The sequence below is a fragment of the Aerosakkonema funiforme FACHB-1375 genome, assembly GCF_014696265.1.
GTDB lineage: Bacteria > Cyanobacteriota > Cyanobacteriia > Cyanobacteriales > Aerosakkonemataceae > Aerosakkonema > Aerosakkonema funiforme_A.
Genome location: NZ_JACJPW010000015.1, coordinates 52,263 through 69,169, shown reverse-complemented (window position 1 = coordinate 69,169; position 16,907 = coordinate 52,263). Strand labels below are relative to the sequence as shown.

11 protein-coding genes are annotated in these 16,907 nt (G+C 40.2%); 4 read left to right on the top strand and 7 right to left on the bottom strand.

Features of this window, described 5'->3' with window-relative positions; genetic code table 11:
- Positions 1-9: 9 nt before the first annotated feature.
- The 3 genes from H6G03_RS08140 to H6G03_RS08130 form a co-directional block, all read right to left on the bottom strand.
- Positions 10-5,313 carry an AAA family ATPase gene (locus tag H6G03_RS08140; RefSeq protein WP_190463816.1) on the bottom strand — a complete coding sequence of 1,768 codons (5,304 nt, stop codon included), beginning with the start codon at positions 5,311-5,313 and terminating at the stop codon, positions 10-12.
- 15 nt (positions 5,314-5,328) lie between these two features.
- Positions 5,329-5,535, bottom strand: a complete 207-nt coding sequence (locus H6G03_RS08135) for a hypothetical protein (protein ID WP_190463815.1) — start codon at positions 5,533-5,535, stop codon at positions 5,329-5,331.
- A gap of 64 nt (positions 5,536-5,599) precedes the next feature.
- Positions 5,600-10,339 carry a hypothetical protein gene (locus H6G03_RS08130; RefSeq protein WP_190463814.1) on the bottom strand — a complete coding sequence of 1,580 codons (4,740 nt, stop codon included), beginning with the start codon at positions 10,337-10,339 and terminating at the stop codon, positions 5,600-5,602.
- 180 nt (positions 10,340-10,519) lie between these two features.
- Here H6G03_RS08130 and H6G03_RS08125 point away from each other — a divergent pair, with 180 nt between their 5' ends.
- On the top strand, positions 10,520-10,756 hold the full coding sequence (locus tag H6G03_RS08125) for a hypothetical protein (RefSeq protein ID WP_190463813.1): 237 nt from the start codon (positions 10,520-10,522) through the stop codon (positions 10,754-10,756).
- A 66-nt stretch (positions 10,757-10,822) separates the two neighbouring features.
- Here H6G03_RS08125 and H6G03_RS08120 read toward each other — a convergent pair whose 3' ends face one another.
- Positions 10,823-11,056, bottom strand: coding sequence for a hypothetical protein (locus H6G03_RS08120; RefSeq protein ID WP_190463812.1), 234 nt, complete (start codon positions 11,054-11,056; stop codon positions 10,823-10,825).
- Positions 11,057-11,305: 249 nt separating this feature from the next.
- On the opposite strand from H6G03_RS08120, the gene H6G03_RS08115 reads away from it, so the two are divergent.
- The 3 genes from H6G03_RS08115 (at position 11,306) to H6G03_RS08105 (ending at position 14,765) form a co-directional block, all read left to right on the top strand.
- On the top strand, positions 11,306-11,674 hold the full coding sequence (locus tag H6G03_RS08115; RefSeq protein ID WP_190463811.1) for a VOC family protein: 369 nt from the start codon (positions 11,306-11,308) through the stop codon (positions 11,672-11,674).
- A 117-nt stretch (positions 11,675-11,791) separates the two neighbouring features.
- Complete coding sequence (gene recD2 / locus H6G03_RS08110; protein WP_190463810.1) at positions 11,792-14,017, top strand: SF1B family DNA helicase RecD2; 2,226 nt, start codon at positions 11,792-11,794, stop codon at positions 14,015-14,017.
- A gap of 112 nt (positions 14,018-14,129) precedes the next feature.
- A complete protein-coding gene (locus H6G03_RS08105; RefSeq protein WP_190463809.1) occupies positions 14,130-14,765 on the top strand; it encodes a hypothetical protein in 636 nt (211 codons plus the stop codon).
- Positions 14,766-14,849: 84 nt separating this feature from the next.
- On the opposite strand, the gene H6G03_RS08100 is transcribed toward H6G03_RS08105, so the two are convergent.
- From H6G03_RS08100 to H6G03_RS08090, 3 genes are all read right to left on the bottom strand, one after another.
- Positions 14,850-15,782, bottom strand: coding sequence for a DUF5895 domain-containing protein (locus H6G03_RS08100; RefSeq protein ID WP_190463808.1), 933 nt, complete (start codon positions 15,780-15,782; stop codon positions 14,850-14,852).
- Positions 15,783-16,011: 229 nt separating this feature from the next.
- Entirely contained in the window at positions 16,012-16,305 is a 294-nt protein-coding gene (locus tag H6G03_RS08095) for a hypothetical protein (RefSeq protein ID WP_190463807.1), read from the bottom strand.
- The gene (locus H6G03_RS08090) at positions 16,302-16,883 is read right to left on the bottom strand and encodes a siphovirus Gp157 family protein (protein ID WP_199315200.1); all 582 of its coding nucleotides are present in this window, start codon (positions 16,881-16,883) and stop codon (positions 16,302-16,304) included. The genes H6G03_RS08095 and H6G03_RS08090 overlap by 4 nt, the downstream gene beginning before the upstream one ends.
- Between the last annotated feature and the right edge of the window lie 24 nt (positions 16,884-16,907).

The window sequence follows — 16,907 nt, the reverse complement described above, 5'->3', positions numbered from 1 at the left end:
GGTACTGCCCTAGATTGTACAGGGATGAGCAATAACTGGCAATAGCGTCTGGCGACTCGGTGAGAAGGTCTGTAGGGGCGGGTGAGAGCCATTATCCCTGTATTTATCAATAAAACCTTGATTTTCGATAATAGCAGGCTCCATACGACTCAGATAGGAGTTGATAAATTTAAAGTTATCCTGCGGTGTCATAGTTTCTGACAAGGTGGTAAAGTCGCGAATATCAGAAAATAGCACCGACATTTCTTGCTGTATGTTGTCGCCTAATTTGACATCGACAATGCTCTCTTTTTCCAAAAATTGCAGAAACTGACGCGGCACAAAGCGGGAAAAAGCTTGGTTAAGTAGAAAAAGTTCATTAGTAAATCTTTCCCGTTCCGCTTCTGCTTTTTTGCGTTCTGTAATATCTTGAAAAGCAACAATAGCATAAGAAATATTTCCCTTATCATCAAAAATTGGTGTTCCCCAGACTTCTATGGGAACAACTTTATCAGGTTGGTAGATTTCCATGTCATTAACAGTTGTAGCTTCACCTTCTAATGCCCGCATTAAAGGATCTCGTTCCCTGGGGTAAAGTTGTTTACCTCCTGCAAGATAAACTTGATAAATTTCTGCCAACTGTTCATTGGAGGCATTGGCGACTATTCCTTTACCAAGAATCTGCTGTGCGGTTTGATTAACGTAGTAGGGGTTACCGCTAGCATCGACGACAAACACACCTACTGATACGGCTTCTAAAAATTGAGCTAGCCTTTTTTCATTCTCCTTGACTTCTGAATAAAGTTTGGCATTTTCAATCGAGATAGCTGCTTGAGAGGATAAAACTTTTAACACTTCCAATCTATCAGGAGTAAATGCACCTGTTACTAAATTATTCTCTAAATAAAGAAGGCCAATTAATTTACCTTGATTGATGATAGGAGAACACCATACTGATTTTGGTTGATAATGGATGATGTAGGGGTCAGCAGCAAAAGTTGTTTCGCTAGTAGCATTATCGAATACTAGAGTTTCCGATGTACGTGAGACATAGTTAATTAAAGTTACTGGAATTTCTTGACTAAATTCAATTGGTATTGACTCTAATATAGAGGTTAAGCACAATATTTCTAAATTAATAGAACTGCTGAATCCGGTAGCTTCAACTACTAAATTGCCTGCTTTTTGTAAGATAAAAACGCATTTCTGCGCTCCGGCATTTTTGATTGCCACTTGCATTAAAGTTGAAAGTAACTGCTCTAGGATAATTTCTCCTGAAAGAGCTTGGGAAGCTTTAATTACCGTAGCTAAGTCTAAAACTGCCGAACTACTTGTGCTAGTAGAACTAAGAGTTCCTTTTGTCATACGGGCTAGAGTATCGCTGGTATTTAGGTTAGTTTCTTGGTTAAGTACGGCGGTGAGTAATTGGGGATAACGTTTTTCTAAATCCTCTAATTTGACTTTTGCTCCCCAGCGAGCATAGGAGTAGTAAGCATTAATTAAATAAGTTTGAGCAATTGGCTGAAAACCCCAAGAAAGATAAAATTTGGCTGCTAATTCCTGAGCTAAAGCTTCTTCATTGATGTACTCATATTTTTGGGCTTCAGCAATAGCACGTTCGTAATAGTCCATTGCTTTTGCATTTTGACCGAAAATTCGATATCGCTCTGCTTCTACTAGATAAAATTTATGCAGGTAATTCATGGGAGCAAACTTTGCCCATTTCTGCATTTTTTTCTGGTTGGCTTGTACTTTAGCTATAAATTGTTTTTGCTGTGACTTTGAGGTATCTGGATATACCGCCAGCCGAGACAGAGAATCATAGAAATAAAATAGAGGAACAAATGGCGAACCTGCGACGGCTTCTAGATTATTTTGGGCTTTTTCTGCGTTTTCAATTGCTTGCACATAATCAGCAAATAAATAGCAGAGTATAAGTTTATTGAAATATAAATTGTAAGTAGCAGTTTGGTCATTGGCGGACAGATGAATTGGCAGCATTGTCCGCTCGTCGTAGATTTCACCACTTAAAATACAATGGTCTTCCGGGTTATCAATTAAGTTTAAAACTGCTTGATGATAAATTTTATTGTAATTAAGGGCAGTTTGTTGTTTAAGTCTAGCTATACCATCGTTGTATGTTGCCATCTCTTTGGCAACTTCGTCTAGTGCCTTACCAACAGCATATAAACGAAAACAGTATTGGTGAGCAGAATAGGCAGCATATTCTAAATCTCCAGTTTCCAGTCCATTCAAATAAGCGTCTAATAAAGCCTGGACTCCTTCTTTGGCGTGTTCCTTCCAGTTAAAGATAAAGTTATAGACATTAAATAAGGTTTGGCATTTGAATTCTTTTGCATTTAAACGTTCTAACAAACTTAAAGCTAGCTGTCCAAATTGATAGCCTGATTCAATGTCTCCTACTATGGCACAAAGAATTATTCCGTAAGTAGAATAAACAACAACAGACTCAGAGGTATTGCCATATTGAACAGATAGTTTGAGTTGTTTAAATATAATCAGAGGAAATAATTGAGGGACGGCTAAATAAGCACCAGAGTGAACGCTTAATAGAATTCGCATTGCTGCTAATTTAAATGGCTCGCTCATCAGCGGCAAGTTACTTAAATCGGCTGGCTTTTTCTTACCTAAAGCTAACTTTGTGACCAGCATTCCCAGCAAAATGTTCAAATTACCAGGCTTTTCTGGAAAGCTGAATCCTAATAGTTTCACTATCGATAAAGCTGTTTCTATCGCTTGTAACAATTGGTTTTGTGCTGTATAAGCTTGAATTTTGATTTCATAGGTTTTAACTTTGTCCAAAAGCGATTTTGCACGCTGTATCACTACCTCAGCTAATTGCTCCATCTGTGCAAAATCCGTGCTGAGATAAGCTGCTTCTGCGGCTTTTTCATATAATGCTAGTGTTAGATTATATTGACGCTCCCAGCTATCAGGCTCTAAAAGTTCCATTCCCACATTAAAATATTTGAGAGCAGCAGTATAAGCAGCAGATGCCAATGCTTTAGTTCCAGCAATTAAATTCAACTGAGCCAGTTCTTCTCGTTCAGTTTGATGAGTAATAATGCCGATACCAATATTCAACTGGTTAACAATTTCAAAAATATTTTCTTCCCGTGCTTCTATAGGAATATTTTCCAAAAGTAGCTGTCCAATTTTTAGGTGTGTGGACTGTTTTTTGTCTTCGGGAATCAGGAAATAAGCAGCTTGCTGCACTCTATCGTGCAGAAATTTGTAAGAAACTGTTATTTGCTCTGGCTTATTTGCAATCAGTGTTTGGTTAGTGAATGATGACTCATCCTGAAAGAATTTGTAAATTTCACTTTGCGGTAATATTAAACCGTCTTGCAATCCAGACCACAAATCAGCCGCCGTTTCTGCTTGGGATTTTTCATAAACAATTGCTAGTGTATCTAAGTTAAATTGATTGCCAATACAAGCTGCCAGTTTTAATACTTCCTGAGTCTTTACTGGTAATTTTTGCAATTGGGTAGCCATAAATTCAACTACGTCATTGCTGGCTGCTAAATGCTTGGCACGGGCAATATCACACTGCCAGCACCGGGAAATAAAATCAAAAGAAATTATGCCATCTTGATACAGCGATTTCAGGAATTGATTGGCAAAAAATGGGTTACCTTTGGTTTTTTGATGTACTAATTCTGTTAAAGGTAAGGCTTTTCCTGGAGGACAATTTAAAGTGTCGGCAACCAAGCGATTTAGGTCATGCACATCTAATGGCAATAGAGTAATTTGATTTATGGTGGCTCGATTTTTCCGAATTTCTTCTAATGTCAATATTAGGGGATGAGTAGGATTAACTTCGTTGTCACGATAGGCTCCTAGTAACAATAAAGAGCCGAGTTCTGCTCCTGTCATCAATAGTTGAATTAATTTTAATGAGGCAGAATCAGCCCATTGTAAGTCATCTAAGAAGATAACTAGGGGATGTTCTTTGGTGGCAAAAACTTGAATGAATTTTTCAAATAATATATTGAAACGGTTTTGGGCAGCGGTGGGTGGAAGTTCTGGGACTGCTGGCTGTTTGCCGATAATTCGTTCTAGTTCGGGAATAACATCAATAATTACCTGTCCATTTTCTCCTAATGCTGACAATATTTTTGTTGTCCATGTGCCTAGAGATGTGGCACTTTCTGTAAGTAACTGCCGCATTAAATTCTGGAATGCTTGTACTAAGGCAGCAAAAGGAATATTACGCTTAAATTGGTCGAATTTACCGGAAATAAAATAACCCCGTTGGCGAATAATGGGTTTGTGAACTTCATTGACGACGCTAGTTTTTCCAATTCCCGAAAAGCCAGTCACCAACATCAATTCGGTGCTTCCCCGACTAACTCGATCGAAAGCTGCTAGCAAGGTGAAAACTTCGGTTTCCCTACCATAGAGTTTTTCAGGAATGGAAAAGCGCTCTGAAATGTCTCTTTGTCCTAAAATAAAGGGTGAAATTTCCCCATTAGTTTGCCATGCCTGCAAACAGGTTTCTAAGTCGTATCGAAGTCCAAAAGCACTTTGATAACGTTCTTCAGGGGTTTTCGCCATCAATTTCATGATGATGTCGTTAACTATCTGGGGAATGGCGGGATTGACTTCAATGGGGGGAGTTGGTTTTTTAGCAATATGGGAATAAACTAACTCCATCGGATCGTTTGACTGGAAGGGAAGTCTGTTGGCTAGCAGTTCGTAAAATGTTACCCCTAGCGAATAGAAATCGGTGCGATAATCGATACCCCGATTCATTCTTCCTGTCTGTTCTGGGGACATATAAGTTAGGGTTCCTTCTAGGATGTTAGGATTTTGAATTTCTTGATTTTCTCTGGGTAAAAGAGAGGAGATACTGAAGTCAATTAGTTTGATTTCCTTAGTTTCGGAATTAATTAAAATATTCTGAGGTTTGATATCTTTATGAATAATTCGGTTAGTATAAAGCCCTTCTAAAGTTTCGGCGATGGCAATGGCTATATTCAGAAATTCATTCAAGCTGATGTTTCTGGAATTGGTGTAATCTTTGAGAGAGATGCCGCCGAAGTCCTCCATTACTAGAGCAAAACCATTGCGGTAGTTTTCCAGGCTAATGATGGGGAGAATCCCAGGTAGGTTGAGGTTTTTGGTAATGATGTACTGATTGCGGATCTGCACGAGTTCGGAAAAAGTGGGATACTCGCTTTTGTGCAGTTTGAGTACAATGGGTCTTCGATCTGATTCTTTAATTCCGCGATAGATTAGGGTTCTGAAGCCGTCATAGATTTTGTCGCTGATGCGATAGCCTGGAAGTATAACCATTGGGTTTGTCATCTGTTGTCATCTGTGTCATCTGTCTTCAGAACGATGATAACCGAACCAAAGGTAGATTCCCAAAACGCAATGCCTGGTGTAGTTTTGCTTTAACACTCTCAAAAATGAGAACTTACCGATTTGGGCATCATACCGCACCAAAGCCTTGATAGCCGCCAGCTTGCGGTTAATCGTCGCCTCCTTCAGATTCTGCTCCACCAACCGGAGCTTGTACTTTAGCACCAGCGCGATCGCATACCTTGTCCGTCCCCAAATACAAAATCTTCTGGCGGGAAGGGAGTAAGTATCAATCTTTCTCTAAATCTTGACCCTTCGACTGCAAACCCTTGCCATTCAATTGCTCAAAAGCTTGTTTCTCAGCCTCATCAAAATTGCAAGTAACAGCCGGACAGCCTTTCTTAGCTTTATAAAGCGTACCCCGATTTGAAATCTCATCGACAATTCGCAGAGTTTCGGTAGGAGTATGCAGAATCACCCGATACTTACCATCATTGAAAGTGCTAGTTTGAATTTCTTCTCCCATATTAGCAACATTACCTTGCAAGCTTTTAATCGCAGAAGTAAGCATCTTCTTTTCCCATTCCTCCCTCACGGGTACTGACTGCTGCTGCGATACATCCACAGATTGCACTACTTCACGAGTACATCGCTTAAATCCATCCTGCTGTTCTAAACGATATCCCTTTTCTACTAAAAATGCCGCAACCAATCTATCAGTTCCAGGTGCATCCCCCACCACAAACGATGCACCAGCCTCTATAGCTTTTTCTAACAACGGAACGTAATGCTGTTGGAAAGTTTGCTGCATTTTTTCATCCGTTACCCCACGCCAAGGGCCAGAACCAGATACCATAATCATATCATCTTTTGAATAAACCCCGGTATTCCCACGTTCCCCCCAAGCTTGTTGATAATTGCGGGTAGAAGATGGCGTTCCCGGCGATGCAGCAGAAAAGCCAATAAATTGAGTTGCCATTTCAGCCATCGCCACATCTTTTGGGAAATGAGATGCCACTTTCTCATTCAACGGTGCTAGATTAGCTAAGGGATTAGTAGATTCTTGAATTTTTGAAGTATCTTTTGATTCAAACGATGGTTGTACTTGTACCGAGGAGGATGTAGAAGCAACAGTTTGTATGGTTTCTCTACTGTCCTGCACTTTAGAAGCAGCAGTATTTAACAATGATTGCATCTCATCAAGCGGTACAGCAATCAATTTTATATGCTGTCCCCCTTGCATCTGTTCGTATTCTAGAGGAAAATTAAAAGCAGCAGTCAACCGAGAAGCAGTCTTCGATTCTGACTTATAAGTTGGCAGTAAAATTCCAAAATACAATTCTTCCTGTTCCCCCTTGTCAGCAATTGCCACAAAACTACTAGCACCAAATTTACTATCAAGTTCCTTAGCAAACGCCGAAATTAACTCAATTTCTTTCCCTTTCGCTCGCATGAAATTATCAACTTCATCACCAGGGATGAAATAAGCTTTAAAATCAGCCGCATCATCGTGCATCAAAGCAGTAGTTTTCTCTGGATACCGTTCTCTCAATAAAGGCTTTAAGGCATCCGTCAAACTCAATTTCTTAGTCTTAACTAACGGTTCTTCCTTCGTCCACACTTCAGGATATTTAACGGTAGCAGAATCTACTTTAATATGAGCGATCGTAGCAGGTGCAGATTCCAGATTAGCCTTAAACTGAAACCCTTGCACTGATATCCCTTTTTCCGATAACTTTTCAGTCAATTCAGCCAACGATTCCTTATCGATCGCACCCAACGGCTTACCATCAATAAGCGCGATCGCGCTTTTGCTATTCTGTACTTGGATAGTAACCGTTCCCGCCTCCCCATGCCACTCGCGTTCGGGAAAAGCATACTTCTTCAACTGTCCCACCTTCAGTTGATTACCCTTACTGCTGGTAACGATAATGCTAGCCCCCGGTGGTGAGGAGATAGTAGCTTCAAACTGAGTACCAATCGGCAATTGGGCAGATTCGCTGCGAAACACACCCAACTTCTTCCCTTCTGCAACTAACCATCGCTTATTCTGAGTAGGATTAGCAGGGTCAGACGCTTGAATAATCTCGCAACTGACTTTCTCACCCACCCAGCGGCGACCCAGGTGTTCGTTACTCGGTTTATGGGTACCCACCACTGCAAAATCGGTAAACTGTAATTCGTGCAGTCTTCCACCTATCTCCCAACCAAACATCGCAAATGCAGCAGATGACTTCTTTGTGGCATTTTCATCTTTCCCGCTGGTGGATAGTTCCCACATCGCCGCCGCTATTGTTTCTTTTTGAGAGTCGGGTATATTTTCTCTATTCTTATTGGCAAAATCTCTCGCTTGAAAGAAAGCAGCTTTCACCTGCGACTGAGTAAGTCCGGGTAGAATTTCAACAGTTAACCCTTTAAGTTCTGACCACTGCTTCATCTGTTCGGGATATTTAGCCGCACTTTCTGTCGAAATATACCCCAATTTCTTATACTTTGGTTTGCCATCCTTCAATTGCGGTTTACCATCAGCATCAAATACAGGTGCGAGTGCTACCCATTTGTTCTTAACTTTACCATCTAGATTGTTATTTTGCACAATTTTGATGTCCAGCTTTCTGTTAGTATCGAAAGCATTGGGGTGATGGCATTCAGCTAGACCGATAATTTCGATAGAATTACCTCTATCACTGGTAGCAATAAGTCTTGGCCCTGGTGCTTCTGCTACTTCCCTAGTAATCTCGATCGCACGATTGAGTAAACTATCGTAGGTTTTCTTTAGTGCTGCGGCTTTTTCTTTCTGTTGAGGAGTAAATTCAACTCCCTTAAACAAATCCTGAAACTGCTGGGTAGAACGGGCAATTAATGCACTTTCTGCAAATGCTTCATTGGTGGGACTAATCATCATGTCGATCGCACCATGCCCCCTAGCGTTCATGGTTCTTGATAAATACACTTCATCTACTTTCTTTTCCTCTACCCAAGGTGCGATATCGAAGCTTCTGATGATGGCAGTGCAAGCATTGATGATTTGAGGGTCGGAACGATTGGCACTCTTACCTCTATCTACTTCAATTTGTAATTGACCGCCCAATATACCAACAACATCGTGATAAAATTGATGAGATTTGTCTAAGAATTTGACTAGCTCATCTGTTGCGATATTTGGTAAATCTGCTTGATTATCTTGGATGCCGAAGTTATAATGGTCAAGACTGTCGTATACTTCAATATTCACCCCTTTGCTTAGTGCTTGTTGCCAAAACTCAGCTAATTCTACAATTTGCTTCCTAATTTCTGGGGGATACGTAACGGGTTTCTTTAGATCGTTCTCTGCTGCTAACATACTTGCAGCGCCGATAGAAATATTTCTCATCAGTTTAAAAGCTTCTTCTGTTGGCACTCCAGTACATTCATTTTCTAGCGCAATCCCTTTCATACAGAGATTGGCGATGATACCAACTTTATTTTCCATTGCATCTAGGGCAATCTGCTCAAAGCTGCCTTGATATGCTTTCTTATCCAGCTTGACAATTTCGCTGTAACGATTTTCTGCTTGCTGACGTTGTTTGATTTCGGCGGTTGTATGGGGGAATTCTTCTGCTAGAATATAAGCCATGCGATCGCCATCGCAATCCGATAGAGAATGTTTCAATCCAGCAGGCGACATCTTGATAGTACCGATGTCATGCGGTTCGTTGACTAAATGTTTGTTGACGTAGACATCAACGGTGTTAGAATTAGCGGTAGGGCCACGATAAACGATAACTTCAGCACCATCTGGATAATTGGGGATGCTAACTTCGTTTTCTGCTAAATCGTGACAAGTTTGTGCCATTGCTGAATCGAACTTGATAAATCTACCAGTGGCACAATCGAGGTACTGTTCCCGCCAGTGTTCTTGCAGTTTATCGATAACTTTAGGTAATTCTAACACTTGACAGTGACCGGATAAGTCTGCTTTTAGGATTCGATAAATCAACTCTTGGTTGCTGTTGCCAAATGCTTTATCGACTATTTTATCTAAAATATCTAAATCTAAATTATCGAAATCTATATCTTGTTCTGAATTAACATCATCTTGCAGTTGATATTTATTTCTCTCATCCATCACTTTCAGATAATCTTTGGCAATCTGACGTGGGTCAGATGCTATTTCTTTAAGTTCTTCCAGTCGCTTTTCCAAACGAGTCAGCACATCATTCTGTACGCCAGCAGGAAAGGAATTCCAGAATTGTGGCCCAGTAGAAGTAATACCCAAATAAGCATCGGTTTTATTGCCGATACCAATGGTCATTGTATACTCACCTGGCTTGATTTCATTGCCTACTTTAAGAGGTTTCCCATCCTCTCCTAGAATGCCAAGTTTGTTTTCCTTATTCTTGCGTCCTTTTAATTGGTCTGTGCTAATAATTAAATCGTAGCCATTCCCTATTCCAGAAAGGTCGCGGGGTGCGAACGTACCTTTACCTAACTGCCATGTTTCGTTGACTGGCGTACTTTCATTGGGGTCTAATCCTACTTGTCTTGCTTTAATGCCAAATCGAGTCTGGAATGGTGTATTAGCTACATTTCCTAACGATTCGTGCAATCTTTTATCGATTTTACCATCACCATCACCCACCAACTCGATCGCTTTCTGTTTTGGTAGAATACCTCCATTTTCACCCGTACTAGCATCTACTACCAAAACTCTTAACTTTTCTCGTTCCTCAAAGCTTTTGCAAGGAGTAAACATATTCGACCCATAAGCAGCGCCAAAGTGCGGTTGGTCGAATATTTTCTCGCGTAACTGTTCGTCCATAAAGTAAAAGCGATCGTCAGAAGCAAATTGCAGAGTTAACCCTTGTTCCTTGAAGTTTTGCAAGTCTGCTTCTGTGGTAACTTCTTGATAAACTGCCCCTATTTTAAAGGAACCATTGGGCGCAAAATATTCGGCTAAACAGTGTTCTATCGTCTCGGTAACTGGTTGACCGTCTACGACAATAGGTTTGCGTGTTTTGGTGCAGAAGTGTTCGAGTGTAATTGCCATAATGCCATCTCAACTTTTATATTTTTCAATTTAGATAGCTGACAAGTTAGTATGGCTAATCCTTTGGGCAGAGGTTCATCTATCGCTATAGTGATAAAAATATTTAGGTTTATAAAATTGCAACTTTTCAACAAATAGAAGTTATAATTAAAGGGAGTTGCGTTAGCTAGGAAGATAAGGATGAGCGAAACTAATGCGGCCAAAAGAATAGTGTTACCTATTTCTCGTTGGCATTCTGATAATTTGGGTGACTTGCTGGCAGATGGTAGTGTAGATATTGATGAGGTGTGCGATCGCGCTGTTTCTTCAGAACAAAGAAGAGAAGCTTGGTCGGAATCAGAAAGGGAGTTTGAAGAGTGGTTAGCTGCTAACGAACCTCTCCCATCGGTTGATGCTTCTGATAAAGATGAGTTTTGAAGTTTTTTAAGCAATAATAAAAAAAATTGCCAACTTCCTAATCAAGAAGCTGGCATTTAATCTTAGTTATTTTATATATTTTTCTTGTTCTTTTTGATATCCTAGCAAGTAGAAGGCATTTTGGCATCGTTTGTTAATTCCCAAATCGCCATCTTTTTGTCCCAAGCGGTAGAAGTACCAATCAGTACCTTGCCACAAGTTTTGATTTTTTATTCGTTCATCTTCGGGTGCAACCTCTCTTTCAAGTGGTTCTGAATCTGTGGTAACATAGTGAAAACCTTCGTAATATTCGGGGTACATGCAGAGGAATTAAGGTAATGTTTCCTCTCATGCGAGCGTAAGCTAACGGTAACAAGGTAAGGATCGTGATAATTCCATTTTTTCGTAACGTCCACCAAGTTAAAAGCCAGAATCTTCCCGTGCTTCGATGATAAACATTTTCTTACCTTGTACCAGAGATTGTAAGGATATGCGCTCTAGTTGTTATGCTTTTTTGCAACAAGAGTAAACCGAAAATTAGCAAAATATCGCTCTGAGGGAAAGCAGCAGATGTTTAAGGGTATTCAAGCCGTTTTTTACTTTGTGTCTGACGTAGTGGCTGCTGCAAAATGGTATAGCGAACTCCTCGCTATACCTGTTACAAACTACTTTGAGTCAGATGGTAAAATTCGAGGTGCATCGATCCAGATTGGAGATGTGGAAATGTTTTTGCATCTTGCTGATGCTAAAATGCAGCCTGGTCATACAGGACAGGTTGCTTATTGGCGTGTAGACCACATTAACCATGCGATCGAACAAGCACAGCAACATGGCGCAAGGCTGTATCGTGGGCCGCTTCAAATAGAAAATAATCAAGCAATCTGCCAAATGTGGGATATTTTTGGCAATTTATTCGGAATGCAAGGCAATTATTCCTAATAATAGCCGATAAATATGGTTATTTCCCGTCTATTCAACCCGAGAACAAATGTTTCCAAACTGGTATATAGTACATTTATACTATAATTCTTTCTAATCAGCGATCGGGAATATGTCATGTCTGGTTTCTCCGATAATTCCATATCCACTTCTACCCACAACGAATTCCTAACAGGTGTAGTAGAAAGGTTAACCTTCCATTCCGAAGAATCGGGATACACCGTAGCGCGACTCAAAGCACCAAACGCCAGAGATTTAATTACCATTGTCGGTAACTTCGCCAATATTCAACCCGGACAAACCCTACGACTTTCTGGGATTTGGAAAGAACATCCCAACTATGGCAGTCAATTTCAAGTTACCAGCTATCTTGAAACCAAACCCGCCACTTTAACAGGATTAGAAAAATATTTAGGAAGTGGATTAATTAAAGGAGTCGGCCCAGTTACCGCCAAACGTATTGTCGCTCATTTTGGTTTAGAAACATTAGATATTATTGAAAATCAAATCCAACGCCTTGCCGAAGTATCAGGTATAGCCAAAAAGCGCATAGCCATGATTCAAACTGCTTGGCAAGCGCAAAAAGCAATCAAAGAAGTGATGGTATTTCTGCAAAGTCATGGTGTCTCCACTACGTATGCAGTAAAGATATTTAAGCAATATGGAGAAGCAGCAATCGATACTGTTACCAATAATCCCTACCAACTAGCAACAGACATTTACGGAATCGGGTTTATTACTGCCGATAAAATTGCCAGACAGTTAGGAATGCCACCAGATTCTCCCTCACGCTATCGCGCTGGAATCGTACATATTTTGGGTGAAGCAGCAGAAGATGGCCATTGCTTCCTACCGCTACCTCAATTAATCGATACAGCAATTAAACAGCTAACAGTAGATAACCATCAACCATCTGAAGGAAACCTAGATGAAATAATTAAACAAATGAAGACTTCTGGGGAACTCTTAGTAGAAGAATTTACTGAAAACAAACATCCCCCATTGTGCTATAAGCCTGCGTTCTTTAAATCAGAACAACATCTAGCACAAATGGTAAAAGAACGGTTAGCTAATCCGATTAATGTAGATTTAGACCGAGTAAAAAATTGGATTGAAAGATTTACCCAAGCCAAGCAAATCCAACTTTCCCAACAGCAATATGATGCAGTAGTAATGTCATCTTACTCCAGAGTAACAATTCTCACTGGTGGGCCAGGGTGCGGGAAAACCTTTTGTACTCACACGATAGTCGCTTTATGGAAAGCAATGGGGAAAAAGATTGCTTTAGCTGCGCCTACGGGACGCGCCGCACAGCGATTGAGTGAAATGACGGGTATCGAAGCAAAAACCATTCATCGCTTGTTGGAATTCGACCCCAGAACTCATAACTTTAAACGTGGTTTGGATTATCTTTTAGATGTTGATGCAATTGTAATTGATGAAGCATCGATGCTAGATTTATTTTTAGCACATTCCCTACTCAAAGCAATTCCTGAAAATGCTCAATTGTTATTAGTTGGTGATGTTGACCAATTACCTTCGGTTGGCCCAGGTCAAGTGTTGCGGGATTTGATTGATTCTGATCAATTGCCAGTAGTAAGATTAACTCAAGTATTTCGACAAGCAGCGCAAAGTGGGATTATTAAAGCAGCGCATAGTATTAATAAGGGTAATTATCCAGTATTAGAGTCTGTTTCTTTAACTCCTCAATCTGATTGTTTGTGGATAGGTGCGCCGTCAGCGGAATATGGGGTGCAAGCTATTTGCGAGTTGATTAAAGATGTGATTCCTCAATTGGGTTATAATCCTGCTACTGACGTGCAAGTTTTATCGCCCATGACTAAAGGCGTAGTGGGTATTCGCAACTTAAATAAGGTGTTGCAAGAATTGATTAATCCTCCTAGTGCGGATAAGGCAGAAGTAACTCGCGGTGGTACGATGCGGGTGAGGGATAGGGTGATTCAACAGGTGAATGATTACGATAGAGGAGTGTTTAACGGTGATTTGGGAACGATTGTGGAAATCGATAATGAAGAGATGGAAGTGACAGTACAATATAATGGGAGAGATGTGGTATATGACCTCGCAGATTTGAATGAAATTGCTTTAGCATGGGCGACAACTATTCACAAATCGCAAGGTAGCGAATATCCGGTGGTGTTGATACCTTTGTATACTCAACACTATCTTATGTTAACTCGGAATCTATTATATACTGGCCTGACGAGAGCGAAGAAATTAGCAGTTTTGGTGGGTCCCAAAAAAGCGATCGCCCTCTCCGTCAGACAAGTGCAAGATACCCAACGTTATACTCGATTGCGAGAGCGCTTGACAAGAGTATAAGGAAGTTTTTAAGCTAGTAAAATACTTAACTTGTCAAGATAAATTAAAAATATAGAGATAATGAGGCGAATAATTACATCTAAATATCATTAAATTGATTTAAAACATTCAAATGAAGCAAAAAAACCAACAAACTACTATTACTAATAAAATTAAAAAATGGATTCAAACAGCGAAAGAAGCTGAAACTGCTCGATTCGCCGTACCTATAACTCGATTGACCAGCATAAAAAGTTTTTGTACCAATAAAACTGCTACTCAACAATTTGCTCTTTATATTGCTAAACGAATACAAGAACAGATGAATCAGGATGGTCGTCCCGAACATTTCAGCGAGTCAGAATGGTCACAGCAAAGCCAATTGATGAATGAAGCAATCGCATTGATGGAAATTTACTTAGAAAATTCTACTTATGAAACTCAACAATCTTTTCGTAGATTATTGAAAGAAATTGATAGTTTACAAGGAGATGATTATAGAATTTTTTGCTGGACGACAGTACGGTTTGTCGTTAGTGGAAATTTACTAAACTTAGAGTATGCGCTGCGTTGTTTCGTAGAGGAAGATTTTCCCTATTGGGCTTATAAACTGGCTAAAGAATATGTAGAACGTTACGCTTCACAGTATGGTACTGGTATTACGCCTGAATCCATACCGATGTTGTTAGAAATTGCAGAATTTTGGTGTCAGCACTATTTCAGTGAAAGTTTGACTCAGAAGTTTCCTCAATTAATGTTAAACAAGTAGGTTAGTTACACTTTGAAGCATATAATATAAAGGTGAAAGCATTACTAAATAATACTTCCACCTTCATATCACATTATTTATTCCCTAATAAGGAATATCATCCTCATCAACAGCAGTAGCAGTCGCCTCCACAGTTTCCGGCGCAACCTCCATCATATTCTGCACTGATTCTTCATTAGCAGGCTTCAATAGCTTATTGCTAAAGGCTGCTGCTTCCCCAGCTAAAGCCCAAAGTTCCGTTCGTTTATCCAATGCCAAAAACTCATCAATTGGATGTTGTTCGTCGGGACTAGCAACGAATTCTGGGATAGCTACCCACGACTTTTTATCACCATTAGGAGGTTCCAAAGAAGGTTTAAACGTCGGGTTAAACACAGCCAGACAGTGAAATTTATCATTCAACGAACGATATCCAGTTGCCATTACTTTAGCATAAGCGATTTCCATTTTCACCTTAAACTGGTTGTAGGCTTCCCCAAATCGCGCTGCTGCTACTCCATGCAGCGATAATACCAGGGGTACGGTATGCAGAGAAACGTTCTTTTCATCTACTAAATAGATAACGTAAAACGAACGTAAAGTAGCAGGCTTTTTGGGGTCAGCATTAATTTCTTCATACTTAGTTCGACCTTCCACAGTTTCATAGCTACCGATAATTTCCCCCGTTTCTCGCAATTGTACGTAACGGTCGGACTTAGCTAGAATATGCAAGCGGGGAGATTTAAAGAGAACTCCTTTTTCAACTGTACCAGAAGAGAAAGTATGCTCGTAAGAAGCTTCACTACCTCGCCAGTCAATTAAAGCCAAGTTTTTCTCTTTAATAAAAAGTCCTACCGAGTTTGGAGACTTTTCATTAAGGATTTGGCAAATAGGAAGCGTCGTCAGCTTACCGCTAAATTCAGCCGCGCTAAATTGCTGTAAACGAGGGTCGATTGCCAGTTCATTAACTGGATTGGATGGCACTTCAGCTTCTGGACTTATGGTAGTTTCAGGAGATTTACTGTTTTTGGCTGGCATGATTTTAAGTACGATGAAAGTATCCCATAGCTTGTCGCGTAAGCGAGATAGGAAATAGGGAATAGCGAGTGGGGAGTAGGAGGTAGAGAGGGAATAAAGCTAAACTTCGTAAACTGGCATTAAGAGAAAGTAGAAAGTAGAAATTAAGGAATTGAAGGAAGCTTTATCAACAATTGCTTCGCCTCTTTTCTATTCCCTACTCCCCACTCGCTACTTCCTACTCCCTCAACTAGAAGGTATCGTTATCTGCTACCAACGTCACTGCTTTACGGTTATGATTTTGAATGGTATTAATTTGACGTTGCAACTTTTCTAATTTGGTTTGTTGTAAATCAGCTTCCAATTGTTGTAATGCTGCCACCAAACCACGTAAAATTGGCAGATTTTCGGGCAGGAATTGAATAATGATTGACTCGCTATTACCAGCTATGAATAAGTTAGCCGTACCATGATTATGATTAATGCTGGAACTGACGTAACTGTTGGCAGTAATAGCAATAGATGTCGTGCGAGTAACGTTCATTTCTTCTTCCTTGATATGTGTTTAAATCGAACGTGCTTTTCCGTCACAATTTCAGCAAAAGAACTGACATCTTCTCCCGCTTTATGAGCAGCCAAAATTTCTTTATTGGCAGAGGTGACTTTCACCGATTGAAACTGAGATGGTAATTGTTCTGCTTCTACTAAAAGAATGACAGAAGGAGGATTGTTTTGAAAATCAATGCGGCGTTCCGTACCGACAACTTGTTCTGGTATTAGCCCTAACTTATACAACCGCAATAAGTAGGATTTAAGGCTATCTAATTGATTGCGTCGCCGCTGGATGATAACCTGGTACAGGGCTGTAACTTTTGAAAGCCTATCTGACCACATTTCCATGTCTAATTTTAGCTGATCTGCTAGATAAGCGATCGCATCAACTTTAGCTTCGGTTGCATTTTGAATGTCGAGCAATTGTGCGTAAGTATCAGCTAATTCTACACCTTCAGGGCAGTTTTCAATGCTGTCCCATAGTTCAGCAGCGGTTACTGATAATTGGGCTAAGGTAGCGCGATTGATGTTAGTATCGTTAGTGTCGATTGCCAGATTTCTTGCTATCATGGTAAGAGTTGAATGGCTTACATT

Bases quoted from the DNA above. Each gene is read 5' to 3' on its own strand.
- H6G03_RS08130 (WP_190463814.1), bottom strand. From the start codon at position 10,339: ATGGCAATTACACTCGAACACTTCTGCACCAAAACACGCAAACCTATT.
- H6G03_RS08120 (WP_190463812.1), bottom strand. From the start codon at position 11,056: ATGTACCCCGAATATTACGAAGGTTTTCACTATGTTACCACAGATTCA.
- H6G03_RS08090 (WP_199315200.1), bottom strand. From the start codon at position 16,883: ATGATAGCAAGAAATCTGGCAATCGACACTAACGATACTAACATCAAT.
- H6G03_RS08125 (WP_190463813.1), top strand. From the start codon at position 10,520: ATGAGCGAAACTAATGCGGCCAAAAGAATAGTGTTACCTATTTCTCGT.
- H6G03_RS08095 (WP_190463807.1), bottom strand. From the start codon at position 16,305: ATGAACGTTACTCGCACGACATCTATTGCTATTACTGCCAACAGTTAC.
- recD2 (WP_190463810.1), top strand. From the start codon at position 11,792: ATGTCTGGTTTCTCCGATAATTCCATATCCACTTCTACCCACAACGAA.
- H6G03_RS08140 (WP_190463816.1), bottom strand. From the start codon at position 5,313: ATGACAAACCCAATGGTTATACTTCCAGGCTATCGCATCAGCGACAAA.
- H6G03_RS08105 (WP_190463809.1), top strand. From the start codon at position 14,130: ATGAAGCAAAAAAACCAACAAACTACTATTACTAATAAAATTAAAAAA.
- H6G03_RS08100 (WP_190463808.1), bottom strand. From the start codon at position 15,782: ATGCCAGCCAAAAACAGTAAATCTCCTGAAACTACCATAAGTCCAGAA.
- H6G03_RS08115 (WP_190463811.1), top strand. From the start codon at position 11,306: ATGTTTAAGGGTATTCAAGCCGTTTTTTACTTTGTGTCTGACGTAGTG.